General features: G+C 56.9%; 20 protein-coding genes and 2 tRNA genes. 6 read left to right on the top strand and 16 right to left on the bottom strand.

Annotation, left to right across the window (positions count from 1 at the left end; translation table 11 throughout):
- Positions 1 to 60: 60 nt before the first annotated feature.
- The 11 genes from V9G17_16845 to V9G17_16795 form a co-directional block, all read right to left on the bottom strand.
- Complete coding sequence (locus V9G17_16845) at positions 61 to 273, bottom strand: hypothetical protein (protein ID MEI2754262.1); 213 nt, start codon at positions 271 to 273, stop codon at positions 61 to 63.
- 177 nt (positions 274 to 450) lie between these two features.
- Positions 451 to 1,458, bottom strand: a complete 1,008-nt coding sequence (locus tag V9G17_16840) for a zonular occludens toxin domain-containing protein (GenBank protein MEI2754261.1) — start codon at positions 1,456 to 1,458, stop codon at positions 451 to 453.
- A 79-nt stretch (positions 1,459 to 1,537) separates the two neighbouring features.
- Positions 1,538 to 1,813, bottom strand: a complete 276-nt coding sequence (locus V9G17_16835) for a DUF2523 family protein (protein MEI2754260.1) — start codon at positions 1,811 to 1,813, stop codon at positions 1,538 to 1,540.
- Positions 1,810 to 3,078, bottom strand: a complete 1,269-nt coding sequence (locus tag V9G17_16830) for a hypothetical protein (protein MEI2754259.1) — start codon at positions 3,076 to 3,078, stop codon at positions 1,810 to 1,812. The genes V9G17_16835 and V9G17_16830 overlap by 4 nt, the downstream gene beginning before the upstream one ends.
- 90 nt (positions 3,079 to 3,168) lie before the next feature.
- A complete protein-coding gene (locus tag V9G17_16825) occupies positions 3,169 to 3,432 on the bottom strand; it encodes a hypothetical protein (protein ID MEI2754258.1) in 264 nt (87 codons plus the stop codon).
- A 200-nt stretch (positions 3,433 to 3,632) separates the two neighbouring features.
- On the bottom strand, positions 3,633 to 4,637 hold the full coding sequence (locus tag V9G17_16820; GenBank protein MEI2754257.1) for a replication initiation factor domain-containing protein: 1,005 nt from the start codon (positions 4,635 to 4,637) through the stop codon (positions 3,633 to 3,635).
- Positions 4,634 to 4,945 (bottom strand): helix-turn-helix domain-containing protein, encoded by a 312-nt coding sequence (locus V9G17_16815; GenBank protein MEI2754256.1) that lies wholly within the window; start codon positions 4,943 to 4,945, stop codon positions 4,634 to 4,636. Before V9G17_16815 ends, V9G17_16820 begins: the two co-directional genes overlap by 4 nt.
- A gap of 535 nt (positions 4,946 to 5,480) precedes the next feature.
- A complete protein-coding gene (locus tag V9G17_16810; GenBank protein MEI2754255.1) occupies positions 5,481 to 6,470 on the bottom strand; it encodes an IS481 family transposase in 990 nt (329 codons plus the stop codon).
- 232 nt (positions 6,471 to 6,702) lie between these two features.
- A complete protein-coding gene (locus V9G17_16805) occupies positions 6,703 to 7,458 on the bottom strand; it encodes a response regulator (GenBank protein ID MEI2754254.1) in 756 nt (251 codons plus the stop codon).
- Between the two features lie 171 nt (positions 7,459 to 7,629).
- Entirely contained in the window at positions 7,630 to 7,968 is a 339-nt protein-coding gene (locus V9G17_16800; protein MEI2754253.1) for a hypothetical protein, read from the bottom strand.
- Between the two features lie 79 nt (positions 7,969 to 8,047).
- Positions 8,048 to 8,368, bottom strand: coding sequence for a hypothetical protein (locus V9G17_16795; GenBank protein ID MEI2754252.1), 321 nt, complete (start codon positions 8,366 to 8,368; stop codon positions 8,048 to 8,050).
- Positions 8,369 to 8,643: 275 nt separating this feature from the next.
- Here V9G17_16795 and V9G17_16790 point away from each other — a divergent pair, with 275 nt between their 5' ends.
- Positions 8,644 to 8,895 carry a helix-turn-helix transcriptional regulator gene (locus V9G17_16790; protein MEI2754251.1) on the top strand — a complete coding sequence of 84 codons (252 nt, stop codon included), beginning with the start codon at positions 8,644 to 8,646 and terminating at the stop codon, positions 8,893 to 8,895.
- A 353-nt stretch (positions 8,896 to 9,248) separates the two neighbouring features.
- A complete protein-coding gene (locus V9G17_16785) occupies positions 9,249 to 10,163 on the top strand; it encodes a hypothetical protein (GenBank protein ID MEI2754250.1) in 915 nt (304 codons plus the stop codon).
- Positions 10,164 to 10,556: 393 nt separating this feature from the next.
- On the opposite strand, the gene V9G17_16780 is transcribed toward V9G17_16785, so the two are convergent.
- The gene (locus V9G17_16780) at positions 10,557 to 10,697 is read right to left on the bottom strand and encodes a hypothetical protein (protein MEI2754249.1); all 141 of its coding nucleotides are present in this window, start codon (positions 10,695 to 10,697) and stop codon (positions 10,557 to 10,559) included.
- A 237-nt stretch (positions 10,698 to 10,934) separates the two neighbouring features.
- Between V9G17_16780 and V9G17_16775 the strand changes: the two genes are divergently transcribed.
- The 4 genes from V9G17_16775 to V9G17_16760 all read left to right on the top strand — a co-directional run bounded on the left by V9G17_16775 (position 10,935) and on the right by V9G17_16760 (position 13,668).
- Positions 10,935 to 11,297, top strand: a complete 363-nt coding sequence (locus V9G17_16775; GenBank protein ID MEI2754248.1) for a PilZ domain-containing protein — start codon at positions 10,935 to 10,937, stop codon at positions 11,295 to 11,297.
- Between the two features lie 1,256 nt (positions 11,298 to 12,553).
- A tRNA-Ser gene (locus tag V9G17_16770) sits at positions 12,554 to 12,644 on the top strand.
- A gap of 73 nt (positions 12,645 to 12,717) precedes the next feature.
- A tRNA-Phe gene (locus V9G17_16765) sits at positions 12,718 to 12,793 on the top strand.
- 575 nt (positions 12,794 to 13,368) lie between these two features.
- Complete coding sequence (locus V9G17_16760) at positions 13,369 to 13,668, top strand: hypothetical protein (protein MEI2754247.1); 300 nt, start codon at positions 13,369 to 13,371, stop codon at positions 13,666 to 13,668.
- Positions 13,669 to 13,780: 112 nt separating this feature from the next.
- Here V9G17_16760 and V9G17_16755 read toward each other — a convergent pair whose 3' ends face one another.
- The 4 genes from V9G17_16755 to V9G17_16740 all read right to left on the bottom strand — a co-directional run bounded on the left by V9G17_16755 (position 13,781) and on the right by V9G17_16740 (position 17,942).
- The gene (locus V9G17_16755) at positions 13,781 to 14,437 is read right to left on the bottom strand and encodes a riboflavin synthase (protein MEI2754246.1); all 657 of its coding nucleotides are present in this window, start codon (positions 14,435 to 14,437) and stop codon (positions 13,781 to 13,783) included.
- Positions 14,438 to 14,612: 175 nt separating this feature from the next.
- Positions 14,613 to 15,788 carry an MFS transporter gene (locus V9G17_16750; GenBank protein MEI2754245.1) on the bottom strand — a complete coding sequence of 392 codons (1,176 nt, stop codon included), beginning with the start codon at positions 15,786 to 15,788 and terminating at the stop codon, positions 14,613 to 14,615.
- A 10-nt stretch (positions 15,789 to 15,798) separates the two neighbouring features.
- Positions 15,799 to 16,614: a hypothetical protein gene (locus V9G17_16745; GenBank protein ID MEI2754244.1), complete on the bottom strand. Its 816-nt coding sequence runs from the start codon at positions 16,612 to 16,614 to the stop codon at positions 15,799 to 15,801.
- Positions 16,611 to 17,942, bottom strand: coding sequence for a hypothetical protein (locus V9G17_16740; GenBank protein MEI2754243.1), 1,332 nt, complete (start codon positions 17,940 to 17,942; stop codon positions 16,611 to 16,613). The genes V9G17_16745 and V9G17_16740 overlap by 4 nt, the downstream gene beginning before the upstream one ends.
- Positions 17,943 to 17,949 lie beyond the last annotated feature (7 nt).

The following is a 17,949-nucleotide window of genomic DNA, read 5'->3' as shown; positions in this document are numbered from 1 at the left end:
TGTCATGTGATGCGAAAAAAGGAGGCAGGCTGCTGCCAGCCTGCCTCGATGGGCTTTCTCTCAGCCCACAATCGCGCGCACGCGCTTAAAGGCGTAGATCGCCAACGCCACGCCAATCAAGGCCGTGGCCCACAAGAGCAGATCGGCCCGCACCGTGGCCACATCCGCCGACACCGGAAACAACTGCGCCTGCGACAGCGCCGGGACACCCAAGGCGAATACGAACGCCATGAGCAGTCCCCCAAGCCCTTTCACCCAACCCCATCCCTTCATACGGCACCTCCTTCTGCTGGTGGTGGTCACGCCCACCCACGCCGCCGGAACCCTCGCCGACGGTCGAGTGCCTCAAGGCCTTTGAGGCAGAATTAACTCTGAGGCAAAATCAGTTTGATGATCAGGCCGACGGCAAAGCCGCCGAGCCAGAAAATCGCCGTGAAATAGGTCATGGTCTCAATCGCCGGCAGGTCCATAGAACACTCCTTCGCCAATTAGCCGCATCGAGCCTTCTTCATAGACTTCCGAGACCGACAGCCCATACCGACCAGTAATCTGCGCCGCCGTGAGGATCTCGCCGCTATCCAACAAGTAGCGCCAGCCTTGACGGTTCTTGCTCATTCCCGCGCCGCCGAGAATGCGGACGGTCCGCTTCGGTGGAGTCGGAGTGACTGGTGCCGACGGAGATATTCCCAATGGGTTGAGCAGACTGCCTGAGGCGGAGACTGGCGCTCCAACGGTCGTGCTTGGGACAGGAGTTGATCCAACTGCCGAGGCTGCCTTGCTCGCACTCAATGAAGACCAGGGCCGCCAGACCATGAGACCGATAGCAAACAGTCCTGCGGCAATGCCGATCGCCACCCGTGCCGACTTGAAGACCGTATGGCTCCGTTTTTCTTCCCGAATCGCCGCCGACGCGTAACTCGAATAGTACGCGTAGATCGCTGGCGAGTAAGTCCCGACGAAGGCGCGGATGAGCTCATTGTCTTCGGGGTTCCCTCGGACCTTGCCCTGATACTTTTTAGAGAGACCCACAAAGCTCAGCTTTCTGAACTTCACCGTCGCTTCAATCAGCCGAGTGACACCCTGCGACATCTGCCGGAAATCCTGGCTCATGAGCAGAATGTCCACGCCGTAATGCCGATGGGTTTCGAGCCACCGGAGCAAACCCGGCTCGACCTTCTGCATGGACCGAAAGACGGTCTGGGCTTCGTCGATGATGACGGCCGAACCAGGCTCGACATAGGGAAAGGCCTGGAGGACCTCGGCCGAGTCTTTCCAGAGCGTGATCTGTTGTTCAAGGACTGGAAGATCAATGCCCGTGAACAACGACAGTCGATCCAGATAAATGCCATTCACCGCAATATAGAGTCGTCGGCCTTGTTTCACCCAGGGCAAGAACTTCTCGCAGACCGCGTGATACGACTTTCCCGAGCCTGGCACGCCTTCATACAGTTCGATCATCGAAGACTCCTGAGATAGACCCAGATCCACAGCGCTAAGACCACGGTCCAGGCATAGGCCCACCCCACGACAAGTTGATTCATGAGCCCCACCGGACAAAGGGAATCGTTTGGAGAATAAAGCGGGTGCCCATGGCGCTCGCCACGATGGCCAGCGCCTGGCTCATGCCCGTCGCGCCCAGCACCCACGCATATTGATCGGGAATCACCGGCAGGGTGAGGCCTGCGGTGCCAATGGTGGCGAGCGTGCTGTCCGCCACGGAGAGCAATGAATCCCAAATCCCCAGGCCCCAATCTGTGAGTGAGAAAAAGAACTCCTGCAGCCAGCAATAGATCAGCGTCAGAATGGCCGTCATGTGGTCTGGCCTCCTCCGACGAAGATGATGCGATAGGCCGCAATGGAGGCTGTTGCAATGACGAGGGTGCGCAGGACCGTGAAGAACCAGGCCCATTGATTGAAATCGACCTGCTGGCTGCCAAAGAAGGCCGACGGTAACGCGATCACCGGCAAGGTCGAAGGCCAGGTGAGCGACTTCAAGAGATTCAGCGTCCCGAGCAGGCCACTCGTGGCCCAGATGGTTTGATGCGCTTGGAGCACTGTCCCGAAGGTTCGGTTCTCATGTGAACCGACGGCACAGGAGGTCGTCGCTTGGCTCTCTTCCTGCTGCGTCGTCGAGCCGTCTGGGTTCTGCGTGGTGGTCGTCGTCGTGGTCGTGGTTTGCTGCTGGGTATTCTGCTGCGGGGTGCTGGTCGGAGGCGGCACGTTGTCTGCCACCACGATGTCTCCGATGGGCACGGGCTTCGGCTTCACGGTCGTCGGCATTTCGGTCGGTGTCACCGCTTGGGAGATGGTGGTATCGGCCGGCTGCGTGCTGCCGGTGGTGCCTACCGGATTTGTATGGGCTTCGACAGACTTCGGATCACTAGCCGGAAGACCCCCGACGAAGTTCGCGATCTGTTGCTCCGTCGGCGGAATCACGGCATCTTGAATCGGTGAGGTGGAACCGGGAATCCCCGTTCGATGGCAGACATACAGGCTATAGCCGCCGACGGCAGGACCATTCACAAAGAAGTTGCCGGTAAAGAAGACCGCCGTGCTGAGGCTCTGAAAGGGCCCGACCACCCAGTCGTGCTGATACTCGGTGTCCACCGCACACAGTGGGACATTGGTTGCGCTGAATTGAATGGTCGCATTGGGATAGGCCGGATTGCCGGGCGTGTTCGTCCCGAGACCTGGGAACGTCTGCACGCCCGCATTCGTGCTGGCGACCTGCCAGCCGCCTGGCGTAGATGCAGCGGTTTTCACGGCTGAGAGATCAGACTGGGAGTAATACATCTGGGCCAGGACCAGGCCGGCACTGACACCCAAAGCCGCCCATCCCACCGGCCCGGCGACCATGCGAACCGCCATTGAGGTGGCCGAGGGCGCGAGCGCGGCGGTCGCAACCTGACTCGCCAGGGTAGACCGTTGCGCGGCCAAATAGGCAATGCGTTCGGCTTGGGCGACGACCCTTGAATACTGCGTGGCGGTTTGCCCGAGGGATTCAGCGGGCGCTAGACAAAACGAGACAAGGAGGCCCCAGATGACCGTCAGATAGCTGGTGAGGGAAAGCAATTTCACAATCGTCCGACTCCCAAGCCAGTGAGGAAGGCCAGTAATAAGACCGCGACTAAAATAATCGTGAGATCCACCGGCCTTCCTCCCTTGTTGTTACTTCTGCACTTCCAGCGCAGACAAATCGAAGAACACCCGACCCGTCTGTTCGAACTTCCGGACTTCGATGGACACCTTGGCCTGCTTGCCCTCGGCTTGCTTACAGACCTCAATGAGTGACATCTGATCCTCCGGAATGCCCAACCGCAGCACTCCCGGATCTTTGCCCTTCACATAGAGATCCACCGATCGAAACACCTTGCCCTCCCGACTCCTCCGCTCCACATACCCCTGCACCGCGCCCTCTGCTTTGACTTGCATCGTCCGACCCTCCTGATTGTGAAAAGACACTCGGATCAGCTCTGCGCCTGACCCACACGCCCCGGCCCGCACGCCGGACTTTCGGCAGCAATTGAAATTGGAAACGACAGGTGGTGCAGATCACAAACAACTTTCCCTTCCGAAACTCACCCCAGGCTCCGGCGGCCTTACACTCCGGACAGGCGCGGATATACACGTAGTCATGGACGAGGTTTGAGATGAAGCACATAGGGCGTCACCACCTTCTTGCGTTGCTTCAACAGGGCATAGTGCTTCTGGTTCCATCGTTTCGTGCCCGCATAAATCATCTCCGTCAAAAACTGATCACCGCGACAGGCCACGATCACGGCGAGCATGGGGCTGAGGGCGTTGGCGAACCACGCGACGACATCATCAAGCCGTTGCTGAATGCGTTCGACCACGAGCCGACAACGCCTAAAGCCTTCGGTTAAGCCTTCCCACCAAGCCAAGAGCGGAGCGCGATACTTCTCGTACGATTCGGCCTCTCGCGTGGTCTCTCGGAAATCCACATAGGAGCGGAGCACCCCGACCAAGAAGGCCCGCCAATCTTCGGCATCCAAGGTCAACAAGGCTTTGGCACAGGCTTGAGCCCGATCCTGTTTAAATTCCATTTCCCACCGGACTCCGTAGGATTCCGCGTCTTCCCGGCCACGACTTTTCAGTTCCAAGCGCTTGTCATAGACCCGCAACATGCTCTGGCTTTCCCGACTGCCGAAATAGAGCGTCTCTCCGGTTCGGACTCCCTGGCGATGATTCGAAGCCTGGATGACCTTGAACTGTTTGGATCGACTCACCACTTGTCCGGCCTCCACGGCTTGGCGGACGGTTTCGACTGCGACCGTCGCCTCCCGGTCGTCCAGGGCCACATCGATGCGGGTCACATGGCCTTTCTGGGCGAAGATCCAGGCGAGGACCGTCTTCAGCTTGGTTTCGTCCCACTGGGAGACAATTCCGGCGGACAGATCGACATGCACTTCTTTCGGATTGCGAGGAGCACCCGTCCCCAGTTTGCCCACGCCTGTCTTGCCCTGGGTCATGAGTTGAGCCACGGGATAGCCACGAAAGCCGGTCTCACTCTGGAACCAGTCGCCACCAATCAGCGTGATCACGTCCTTCACATCAGCCTTTGGCAGCGTGAAGGCGAGCCAATCGATGGTCTGAGTGAATCCTCCAGAACCTGTCATTTCTTCCTCCTTGGCGTTTGAGCTATAGACGCCCCCGTCTTACCTAGTCGGGGGCGGGTCTGCTGCGCGCGCCGCCGGCTGGCGCCGCCGGTCGCGCTGCGCTGTCCCACAGTTTTCTTGGGCAACACAAAGGATGGTCTATCCCCCTTCGCCTTGAGAGCCTCTTTGACCCTCTCCAGGTCGAAGCGAACGAACCGGCAGAATCGATCCACCGGAATTTCACCCTTGCGGTACGCCCGACGGATCGACTTCGGACTGACTTTGAGGACGGCGGCCAACTCATCGACGGTTAACCAGGCTTGTTCCATCACGTCTCCTTTTCGTTTCGGCGCTCGAGGCATGGCTGCACCATACGCATCGACGCGCGCTGGTGAAAGAGGCCCGTTCGGGGACACTAGGGGACAGCAGGGGACAGTAAGGGACACTACGTCAGCGTCCTCAATGAGTTCTTCAGAGCACGACAAGCGGCGAGTGACGGCTATGCAAAAACGTTGTCAGAAGAGCGAGCTGGAAGTAAGGGATGATACAACGCCGCTCTGGTGGCGGTGTTTCATATTTTCGTCTTCAAATAACCATGAGGCCGTAATAGGTCGAAGGGAACCTTGGTGAGGCTAATGACCGTGATGCCGCGGTCGAAATTACGGCACAATACTGCAAAAATTTGCGCTAGGGCCGAAAAACTCCAAGCAGGTCCAAACGGCTCTAGTTCTCCCGAAAAGTGCCTAAGGTCCGCAGCGGTTACGTCAGTCGCTTCACTTTAGGAGGGTTGGTAGGGTGGCATTCCAAGGCTGCAATCGGAACCTGTGACACATCGACTAAAATGTGTGATTCGTAGACATCCTTTCACTTTGTTCCAGCCTGGTGCTGCGCTTGGACGTGCCGCCTGAGCGCCAAGTCTGTTTGGTAGTGAGCCACCTGGAAGCGCTCCCTGCCAGGGTCGTAGTTCGCTTCAACGTCATCCCAAAACGGCGTGTCCTCGCTCTTTGTGTGCAACATCTCGATGGGTGTCTGGCCATTTAACGATCCATGAGGCCGATCCCAGTTGTAATAGTGTTGCCACTCGGCCACCCGCAATTCCAGGTCAGGGCTGTTCAGGTCAGCGGTCGCCCAGAATTCCTCACGATCGGTCTTTTGAGAGCGCTCCACTTTGCCATTCAAATGCGGTGAGGCGGGCTTGATGGGACGGAATTTGATGCAATGGTCCATCAGCCACTGTTGGACCGACTCCGCAAAGAATTCTCGGCCTCGATCGGTCTGAACCCGCTGCACCGGAAACGGCATCTCCTCTAGGAGACGCTCTAAGAATGCCAGCGTACTTGCCGCCGTGCGTCGACGAAAGACGGCCAGCACCCGGTACCGCGTACAATCGTCAACAGCCGTGTACTGGTAACACCCCGGAGCAATCTTGCAGGTGTCGAGCTGCACGCGGTCCCCGGGAATGAGCCGAGCATACCGATGTCGCGTCTTCTGCCGCGCCGGGCGCACCAACGGAGGAACTTGGTTGATGGTTAGGACTTTGTGAATCGAGTCTAACGAGAGCTTGAGATCATGATGGCGCCGCAGTTCGCTCTGAATTCGCCGTGCTCCCAGTTTACGCTCTACTCGCAAGCTGAGAATAAGCCGTCGTTCTTTCTCGAACACACGCCGATTGGGTGACCGCAGGGGGCGGCGACTGTGACTGAGGAGACCGGCCTCTCCTCCCTCATGAAACCGGCGAATCCACTTCCGGAGTGTGGGGCGAGAGACCCCGCATCGTCGACAGACCAGGCCGGCATTACCAGTTCGCTGATAGAGCTGTACCCACAGAAGTCGCCTGCGAATGTCGGGGTCCATTGTCCTACTTTAGTTGAAACGATGTGTGCGAATCACACAACTAAAAATAGCCACAGCCGCTCGATGATTTCGTCCCACACTCTCTGGAAGCCCTCGCCTCGCTATTTGACAGGTGCAGCAGCGGGATCGTTGAAACTCCAGTACCGCAGCTGATGAACGTCGCGTGAGAGGCAAGATTTGGGAACAGTCAGACCTGCATCTGCGCAAGGGGCTGTGAAGCACGAATCGGGACTTAGGCGGCGGACAATTCTTCTGGAGGCGAGGGTTTGGCTGGCTCGTTTATTCTTTTCGAACAACGACGCGTCAAGAACTCCAAGGCTAATTCCTTCAATGCCCGTAGCAAGGCAGAAAGCTGTGATTGTGTCAACGCGTCCTCGGCCAGAAGCCTCCCGTAGAGGCTTGAGAACTTTTCTGCGCCGAGTAGAGAGGCGCTCTCCGCCAGAGCGACGAGTGTTTGATTCAGTGCTCCGGAAATCGGCTCGTTAGATGTGGAATCCTCCAGAACTACCATGGGAATGGTTTCGTTTACCTGATTGGCAAACGTATCACTCAGCTCCTGATACTCCTCGTCACCAATTTGTAACCTGTCGCACACATCAAACTTGGTACGCAACACCAGGGGTTGGACGCTCAGTACCTGTTCCACCCGCTCTAACAACTGTTCCTTCCTTACTGGTTTGACGAGAATGCTATTGCAGTGCAAACCTCGCGCTAGCTTAGCGGTAGGGATATCGCAATGAGCCGAGAGAATGATGGATGGAATGTCCTTCAATCCGGGAAGCATTTTCAACTGTTGAATCAACTCGATACCGTTTATTTCCGGCATCAGATAATCCGTGATGACAAGATGGATGTCACATAGCGTAGGGAGCAACTCCAGCGCCTCTTTACCGTTATTGACCACAAGCGTTTGATAACCAGCCTTTTGGAGTAACCCCTCGACCAGTTTTGCGCATACAAGGTTGTCTTCTACGATGAGAATGGTCAAGGAATCCTCCACTCGCGCGTTTGATCGAAACGGAGCAGGCACAAAAGTGTGTCAGATCCTTGTCGGATAATTCCCGCAAAAAATTGAGGGGCATTGAAGGTTAGGAACACTAAAGATCGTACCGGCCAGAATACTCCCATTCGATTGATATATAGGAGATTTGTTCGCTAATCACATCGTCTCCCCTGGTCTTCTACCTTCCAGCGGCTTCAATTCTCCGGCAGATTGCAATAAAATCGAGAGACGATTTTTAAGGGTATACAGATGCGCGATGAATGAACCTTGAACAGAACAGGACCCTAGTATTTCGATCAACGACGGATGAAGCGGAAAAGGGAAATACTTCGGCTGCCATCTCGCTTCCACGCACAGTCGATGGCCACCCCTCCAGTGCGCAAGTTCGCTGATCGGGGCGTCGAGATCGACAAACAGCATGCCAATCGTCCCCTCAACTTCCGTATCGACATTGGTGACAACCGCTTCGCTCACCCACCCGTCCACCTTCACCATTCGGCACCTCTCAGAGCCGTGGTTGGCCGGTGTCTTGCCGTGATCCTGAGTAACGGCGCGCCGTGGACGGCGCTTTGCGTCAATCGCCTTGCTCGAACCGGCGTTCCACTGGTCGCGGGGAATCCGCTGACGTCAACCGGACGTGGAGGTGGGCAGGATCATTCTTCGGGAGCATGTCTGCGACATAGAAGCCCTCTAGGCTCTTGAGGTTTGTGTCGTTGGTGGCGAGTGTGGAGATCTCTAAGAGGGCCTCGATATGCAGTGGCCGCTTGCTCGCGATCATGTCCTGCCAGAAAGGCAGCTCTTGGGCGACCACCTCCAGCACGACTCGATGCCCGCCGGGGATCAATTGCACCCCACGAACCGTGGCGTCGCGCATCACGTCATTCACGATAATCATGGTTCGAGCGCTCCCATTGCCTCACCAGCGATCAATTGAGGACCGTAGAACCCAAGACGGTACTGACATCCAGGGGTTATTGGTCGGATAAAACGATACGCTTCTTGTCTCACGGCTGCAAGTGTGTCACACATAATCGTGACCTGCTCGACTTGTGAGAACATGCGTCCGCACTGGATTTTCGTGCTGACGGTAGCCTTGACGAATGTCCACAATTGATTGACCATTTCGTTTGGTCACGATATGACGGGCATAGCTATCCACGAGGAGGACGCATGGGATCACGAATCAGAGGCACGGAGAGGGTGTTTCGGCTGGGACCACAACCAACACTGACCTTGCGCGAACGGCTCATCCTGGACGGGCTATGGTCCGGGAAGAACACGAATCAAATCGCGGAACAGCTCGGCCTATCCCTGAATTCTATAAAAGCGGTGCGTCACCGACTTCTGAGGAAGTATCAAGCATCCAATGCGGCGCAGCTCGTACGAGCCGCCCTCGCGCATGGCGACCTCACTACGGCCTAGCTGTCCATCCTTTCCAGCGGGCTGGCCTTCGAGATAATCGCTTGACTAGCAAGCCTGCGTGAAAGGCCTGCTCAAATACGACTAATTGGAACCTCACCTTCCGACTCATTGTAATTAAAAGACACACAATGCCACGGTTTGCAGCGCTGTTTCTTGATAATGCGTTGATTTTGCACGTTTCCAGTATCCCTTAAAAGGGCTGGCGGCTAAGACTCACCTCCACAGATCTTGAGGCTGCGAATCAGCAATTCGCCGTTTGCTAATCTGCGTCCGTAAGGCCCTGACCTTTTCCCCTTGATAAATCCGTCGCTCCACTGTAAGAGCACCTCCGCAGCTTTCGTTCAACTGTCTCCATGATTAAACCGATGCTCTTGGTCGTTTCTTCCATACTCTTTGTTCTCTCTCTCGCTTTGCTCATCTTCTCGCTATGGGAAAAACTACCAGCAATTCAATTTGGCTCACTCGCGCTTGGCGATATTACGAATCTACTGACTGCGGTACTCACAATGGTCGGCCTCGCCGTTGCTTTCGTTTCCCTTTACGTGGCTATCGCCGCCTACCAGAAATCAGTCAAAGATAGTGAGGAACAACAAAAAAGTTTGGATGCAAGCAGACAACAGTTACAGGCAGTCGTCGATGCCGCAACCCAGCAACAGGAGATACTGACCAGGAACCTTGAAACATCTAAGGTCCAACAAGAGCTATTGAGTAAGAGTCTGGCAACCTCTAAGGTCCAACAGGAGATACAGACCAAGAATCTTGAGACATCGAAAGCCCAACTGGGCCTTCTTGAAGCGCAACGAAAACAAGAAGAAGAACGGCAATCCAGAAAACCCATAGCTGAAGTGGCCATCCAGACGAAAGCCGGCCCGAGCCCTTTAGAGGCCATTGAAAAACAACCACCGCTCGACTTCCCTCTTGAACACAACAAGAAGTGGGGAAGAGTGATTTTTCTTGTCAGCAATAAAGGGAACATCGAGATCAGCAGGCCGCTTGTTCGGATTGTCGCGATACCCAATAAAGTCTTTGTAGACCATGCTGACTTCCGATTTGGAGAGAGAGACGGCCACAATGAGTACCAATTCAGCGGACCCAACGTAGTCGATATTGCTCCCATAGATATAGCGGGTGGACCATTCAAGTATGCGGTAGACATCACAGTTCCTGACTCACTCGATGCTTTCGATCTAACCTTTTCAATCCAGGGCAATAACCTGAAACGGAAAACGCATACCTTACATATCAAAGTCATACGACCATCTTCCTGATGGATTTGTATGAGTGTGGCTAAACTGTGGCAGAACTATCGTGTCCGATCAGGTTTGACCGGTTCTTGGTCTGCCTCTGACTCCTCTGTAAGTGATTGAGAACGAACCAATGAGATACGGTCAAGCTCTATAGTCTCTGACACTGTAGCGGCTTCAAATCTCGCCCCCTCCGCCACAATTATTCCCAGCAAATTTGGCATTTTGAGCCTGAATTGTGGCTAAAGTCAGGCTGAACTCTCGCCAACTTTTTCACACCCTCCATGCCTGAATCGGATTGGATCGGGTCACGGTCAAGAACCGCGCGGCCTTCCTCGCCAGGGCATAGCCGAGCTTGAGGGAGCCGATCGAGGCCTCAGCTTCTTCGGGGGAGAGAAAATCCCGCTCTCGAGCCTATTAAATAGCCTCTTCCAAACGATCCTCCTCTCCACGCACCTCCAAGCTCTGCCATAACGCCTCCCGTTCAGAATTCGGAATGGCATCGAAGGCTTCTCGCCGATCATCGCACGGTATCGCGTAATCGCCGACAGCCACCATACCGGCTCCTGCAAAATGCGCCAGGGACATCAAGATGCAGGAGGCGTCAGGATAGAGAGGTTACAGTACGAAGAAAGCTTTGGAGTAACAACAAGAACCCGCCCCCAATCACTGGTTCTGAAGCAAAGTCTCGATAGCCCCCCCATTCGGGGTACACCGCTCGCGGCATGACATCCTACACCCTAAAGATATACTCAGACAGCGGAGAAACACGGGCACACCTAACCGGGAGGCATTGTGAAACAGCGATACACCAAGCGTGAACCGGTCCAAAGCACCTGCATTCTCTCATGTGACGGCATGATGGGGCAGGGACAGCTAGTCAACCTCTCTGTGCCTGGGTGCCTCCTCAAAACCTGCATGAAGCTCAAGGTCGGCCAATATGTCGACCTGCGACTCTGCTTCGCCACCAGTAAGACGCCCCTTCAGATCAAGTTGGCTGCCGTCCGCTGGGTTAGTGGCACGCAAGTGGGGATCGAATTCATTCGAATGTCCGAAAATGACCAGACTCGCCTCCGTTTCCTAGCCGGTTATATCGAAAGACGCACGCCGGAGCAGGCTTGGAGTGAGAAGGTCATGTGTCTAGGGGCAGCCGAATAGTGAGCCGGTGAGGCTCCTCCAGCGCCCTTTGTGACAGCCCAATGACCACCGAGAACGGGAGTGCGCCATCCGGATGCACTCCCACATTCTCACGGGGGCACCTCCGAACAATTACGCACTTGCAGGACCACCTGCCGGCATGGTTGATTGATAAAGGGTGGAGGTGCTCGCTCTGGCTGTGCCCACCCAGAGCGGCAAGAGGTCCCAGCATCCTCCTGGTGGGATCTGCCTTCACCCCCAAAGCCCTACCACTCGCTCAACGCTATCGTTCGACCGCCACCTCATAGTCCGGCGCCTTGGGCGTCGCGGTTCATTACAAATTCTCCACATCATTCATGGTCCATGCCTTATTGTTTAAACATCACCATCCCCCATCAACCATTCACTGACAGTCCACCACCCCTCTTTTGATAACTCGCACTCCCCTCCTCCACGGTATTCTCCTCAACCCGCTTGCTGGGTATGGTTGAGCATGCACGAGTCACTGTACCCCGCCTCGATTAGCCGGCGGGTCCTCACGCATGACTCTCCCCTATGACTGGAGGCACTATGCACAAACAGGTTGGAAGAATCGGGACGGTGCGCCGGGAACTGCAAGGCAAAGCTTGCCCATTCTGCGGAGGACACAAATATCAGCTGGTGCTCCGCTCCCAGACCTCACCTGGTACCGACGGCCTCTTCGCCCGCTGCAGCCACTGTCAACACGCCAAGGAACTCGACGAAGAACTAGGCCGCATTCTTTGGATGTAGTTGGTCTCATTCGCCCACGTTGCTTACCCACACCACATCGCACCCTGAGGGTCCATGGCCAGTTCGAAAAAAGTCATCCGCAAGCCATCCCAACAAAAGACCCACGCACTCCGAATGCTCCTGACGAGCGGAGTGATCCGATCTGCCGAAATCGACCCACCTGACATGGGGAGAACAGGGTCACTAACCAGCTCCCCTCGCTCTCTCTCATCGACCAAATCAGTCTACACAAAATCGGTGCACACCCCAGACCACACCGGTCGCAAAAACCTGCTCGCACGGTGGCACACAACCTTCATCGACATCCTCAGAGAGTTCAGTAAGCCGTAGTCGCCCTGCCGCCCACTCACTGGAAATTCGTTCCGTTCGACACCAAAATCATTCGCGAGAATGACTTGAGTGCGCTCCCTGCTCTGGGGTATGATCCCCCCTCTTCGTCGAGAGGTTTCGTATTCGACAAATCTAGGAACGAAAACACCATAGGAATTCTGCGGGTAGCGACTTGCGGAGAGGTGGCCGAGTGGCCGAAGGCACCGGTTTGCTAAACCGGCACAGGTCAAAAGCCTGTCGCGGGTTCAAATCCCGCCCTCTCCGCCACACCGAACATCGAGAGTTGATTTTTCCTCGGTGATCCTGTAGACAGGAACCCCTCCACGCATCCTACCGAAATGCCGAGGTAGCTCAGTTGGTAGAGCACAGCCCTGAAAAGGCTGGTGTCGACAGTTCGATTCTGTCCCTCGGCACCATTAATCGCGCACTTAGAGATTTTTCTACGTAGGATGGTGGCACCTGTGCCGCTTTTTCGACACTTAGAAGGGCCCGAGTGAACGACTCCAAGCGCGTCACCGCATCTCGTAATCGTCCATCCCAGTTGTCAATGTAGTACTTCGCCGATCCCGGAAGTGGCTCGCCTTTCAGTGTCTGAATCACAGCACAATCGACACTGCATTGGGTTAGCCAGCCTGTGAAGGGATGCGGAGGTCATGGACATGCAGATTGTGGAGTCCTGCCCGATTACACGGTCTCATCCAACTGCCCGTGAATAAATTGCCATTGGCCCAAACAGCGTCCTCCCATGCCAGACGTTCCTCCAACCAAGGCTTCATACACTAAGCCGTTGAGCGAGATGATCGTAGGGCCCCCTGCTCTTTGACATGCCCGCGCCGGCATCGTCCTCACCCATCCCCCCGCTGCATCATCCACTCTTCATGCATCTCAATAATTTTATTCTGCCGTAGTCCGATTTGAAGCGTATATCCTGCTTCCCTTGAAATTGAGACGATCCCTACAACATGGTCCGAAGAGGATTGAGGAGGTGGCGATGGCGTCCGCATTGACTGAGCCAATCGAACGATCGACGGCCAAACGACGGGTCGCATTGGAGGTCAATATCCTGAAGGGCGAGACCTGCGTGGCTGAGGCGGCGCCGAAGCATGGGCTGACGGTCGCGGAGGTGGAGGGCTGGCGGGAGCAGTTTCTGCTGGGAGCCGAGAATGCGCTCCGGAGCCGGCCGAAGGATGAAGAGGCCGTAAAGGACGAGGAGATCAAGAAATTGAAACAGAAGATCGGCGATATCGTTCTCGATAACGATATTCTGCGGGAGGCCTTACAGGCGCCATGATTTCAGGGCCGCATGACATGGCCCCGCGGGCGACGAGACGCTTCGAGGGCATTTCAGACGAAGTGATGGGAAGCGCTACGGCAGCGCGAGGACTCTTGGCATCTCCACGTGGCTAGAGCAATCCCCGCCGCTTCAGATAATCCGTATCGATGACCGGAGCTGGCTTGAGCGGGAGGATACCGCGCTCCTGGAGCAACCGCTCGACGTATTTTCCGATCAGGTCTGACTCCAGGTTCACCTTGTCGCCCACCTGTTTCAACCCGAGCGTCGTGACTTTCGCCGTGTGAGGAATGATCGAGACGACAAAGGAGCGTTCGGTCACGTCGTTGATGGTGAGACTGATCCCGTCGACCGTGATCGATCCCTTCGGGACACAGAGGCGCAGAATCTCCTTTGGGGCTTCAATCTCAAGGACCAGCGCATTTCCATCCTGATGCCGGCTCCGGATGGCGCCGATCCCGTCCACGTGCCCGGACACCATGTGCCCGCCGATACGCTCGTTCAACTTCATGGCGCGTTCCAGATTCACAGGCGAACCGGAGGAGAGGCCCCCGAGCGTGGTCACCGAGAGGGTTTCAGGCGAGACGTCGACCGAGAAGTCATGGTCGGTTCTGGTGACCGCCGTCAGGCAGGCGCCATTGACGCTCACGCTGGCCCCGATAGCGAGGTCACTCATGATCGTCGAGGCCATGATGGTCAGTCGCGTGCCGGCCAGCCCCTTATTTAGTATGGAGACCGCGCCCATCTCTTCGACAATACCGCTGAACATGGCTTAGGCTCCCTTGTGAGTCTTCAAGAGATAGAGACAAAAACCCAGCAGTCCGATGCCACCCACAACGGCAATGCCGCGCTGCAGCATTTCGATAAAATCCGTATCCATCCTGTTCCGCATCCTTTTGAGAAATGTGGCCGTCCCCGGGGCGAAAAGCGGCGGCATTATACCACTACCGCGCGAGAGTTCTCATCGTGGCCCAGAATGCGATGGCGGCCAGGATCTGGAGACTGGCAATCACGGCGAAGGCCCCCTGGTAACTCACGTGGGCAATCAGCAGACCGGCCAACAGGGGCCCGCTGGCATGACCAATGTCCATCACCGTCCCCTGCATACCCATTCCTGCCCCCAACCGCTTGAATTCGGAACTGTCTGCGACCAGCGCGGCAGAGGAGGACGACACCACCGCCTCGCCGAAACCGAACCCGGACGACAGCACCAACAACAGGGCAAATGAACCGACATGGGGCATGCTGATAAACGTCGCCGCACAAATGAGAAGGCCGGCCAGAATCAACGGCTCCCGTCCGATACGATCCGATACCCGCCCCATCACCGGCTTGGCAAGAAACGATGTCACCGCCTGCACACTAAACAGGAGCCCCACTTGGCCGGCGTTGAGTCCCACCGACAGACCATAGAGCGGCAGGAACGCCATCAGGGCCCCGTTCGCCACCATCTTGGCGGCATCCGTGGAACTGGTGATCAACACCTTCCGGTTGCGCGCCACGGCAAGAAATCCCTTCCCCATTTCAGCTAGGACCGGGGCCAGGCCTTTTTCACGCACGCGTGGAGGCGGCTCATCCAGATGGAGGCTGAAAAAGATCAGGATCGCGATGCAACCGAACACGCCGGCCGTTACGAAGGCCGTGGAAAATCCAGCCGTATAAGCCAACCAGCCGCCCAGGAACGGGCCCAGCAGCGAACCGGATTGGGTGCAGGCCGTGTAGGTCCCCAACGCCGCACCGCGCCGTTCCTTATAAAGATCCGCCACAGTGGCCAAGGCGCTCGGCGCGAAGATGGCGGTGGCCAGGCCATGCACAAACCGTAGCGCCGTCAGCGAGTTGAGATCTGAGATGAAGGGATAGATGAACGGCGGCAGTCCGAACGCCACCACACCGATACGCAGCAGCATCTTCCGCCCATAGATATCGGAGAGGGCCCCGGAAGGCAATTTCAGCAACACCCCGGTGATGGTCGACACCGACACGATCAACCCAATCCGCTCAGGGCCTGCCCCCAGCGACTCCGCAAAGAGAGACAAGACCGGCATGCGGACGAGGTTGTAACTGATGAAGCAAAACACGCCGAGGGTGCAGAGATAGAAAAAACTGCGGGAAGTCGTCATGAACGTCTCATCAGGGTGTTGAGGGTATTGGACGGGGCGATTCGACAGGATTGTGCAAACTCGCCAGAGCGGCTTTCAAGAAGGCCACCTCTTCATCCGGTAAACCCGGGGGATCCGTGGCTTCGAACAGCACCTGTTCGGAATGTTCCCGCATCGCCCCGCCCAACCGGCGTGCGGCCTCGAACGCTTTCAGGAGTTGACGATTCACCACATTCCCGATCAGCGGGCGGAGCAGGGACAGCATTCCCGACAAAAATCGATTGTCGAGTCGCAGATACGTGACCATCGTACCGTCGATCGATTCGATTCCTCGATGGTCGACCACAGGGTGCAGGCGCAGTAACACCACCGCCTTGCCGCTCACCCGCGGCAGAAACCGCCCGTCATGGCTTCCTTCTAGGTAATAGATTCGCGTCTGAGGATCTCGAAACAGGGGATGGGCGACCCCTTCCGTACCTTCTCCGTCGGTGGCCCAGAATGCCCCCTGCCCTCGCTGCTCGGCCTTATACAACCCGAGATCGAGACGGTTGATCAGCATGGCAGCCATGACCGGATGATCCAGGAGATAGAGGAACACCGGTTGCGGCAAGGGCGTGCGCTGCGGTCCGACTTTATTGGCGGTGGTGTAATGCGTGACGATCGGCTCAAGTCGGCAGGACCAGGCTGCCGCGACTTGGTCCAGCGGAAACACGACACCGGCATGGTGTGCGGAAAGGGAGCACCGCTCTGATTCAGTTCGCCCGACGCTCACGAGGACCGCCAGGCCGCCGATGAGCACGATACCGATCAGGCCGGCTCGCCGCGCACCCAGCCGAAACCTGCTCATGAAGGCCGTTGCGGCACGGAGAGCGTGAGCTGAACAGGATACAGTTGTCCGGGGTCTTGCCTGAGACGTGCGTGCCGCAGCAGCGTGTCGACCTGTGGGGTGACCACACCTTCGAAGGAGACCTGCCCATCGGTCGTGATCACGACCGGCTGCGACAGATCGACGAGATCTCCATTCAGGAAGAGCGTATATTGCCGAACACGATCGGTCTTGACGTCAATCCGATTCGGTCCGGTGACGTGCGCGATCAACCTGGCGTAGGTGCGCTGCCGGATGCTGTCATCCCGCTTATCGACCAAATCCTCTGAAAAGGATGCGATCTGATCCGTCGCATCGATCCGCACCCAGCCGAACGGCAGCAAGTGACTCGCATCCCGCACCACCGTCAGCGCCTTCGGCGCAGGATTTCGATGCTGCTCGTCGAACCACTTGACCAGATCCGGCAGTTCCTCGCGCGGGAAAAAGTGGCCCCCGGCCATCGCATGGGTACGATCATGCTCACGATAGATGTAGGGAGACCCGAGGTTCTTGAGTTCTCCCGCCAGCTTTCGGCTCAACTCCACCGGCATCACCTGATCCTGTGATCCATGAATGATGTAGGTCGGCGTCGTGCGCAGATTTTCCAGAAACGGAAACAACACGTCGTCGATCCCGCTGGCCATCGGCGCCAGTCCGGCAAACAGTGGCGCATGATGCATGCCGATCAGCCAGGCACCGATTCCGCCGTTGGACATGCCGGTCAGGAAAATGCGATTGGGATCGATCCGATACCGCTGTTGCACGGCCTGCACGGTCGCCAGCACAAGATCTTCCGCGCGTCTGGTGAACCAAGCGCCGGCTGGATAGGTCGGACAGGCCAAGATATACCCCTCGCCCAACCGCGTTTTCCATCGATCCAGGTAGGCCTCTCCGGTGAATCCCGCGCCATGGAGGCAGACGATCAGGGCGTAGTCTCTGGTCGGTTCATAACTCTGAGGGACGGACAGACTCAGCCGGTACGGTCGCTCGCGCACAACGATCTGTTCATCCGGTAAGAGTCCCACCGGCTGCAAACCATGGGGCCGACCTGTGCGCAATAACTCCTGCACGGCCTGCACTGTTGCGTCCGGCCGCTGCAGAATCGACGCGAGCAATGCGCGAGCCCCCTCGCCGTCCTGAGTGGCCATGTAGTGCCATACCTGAGAGGCCAGATCGGTCGAGGCGCCCTCCCCTGCGGCATGGGTGACCGGAATCGAAAGGCCCGCCCACAGCAGGCAGGAGAGAAGACACAGGAAGAGAAAACGTCTGAGATGGTGAAGTCGGCGGCAGGGCTGCAAAGAATGTCGCACGATGCTC

Source organism: Nitrospira sp., from assembly GCA_037045225.1.
In the GTDB taxonomy this organism is placed as follows: Bacteria; Nitrospirota; Nitrospiria; order Nitrospirales; family Nitrospiraceae; genus Nitrospira_A.
The sequence above is the reverse complement of the archived record's forward strand: the minus strand, read 5'-3'. Positions and strand labels throughout refer to the sequence as shown.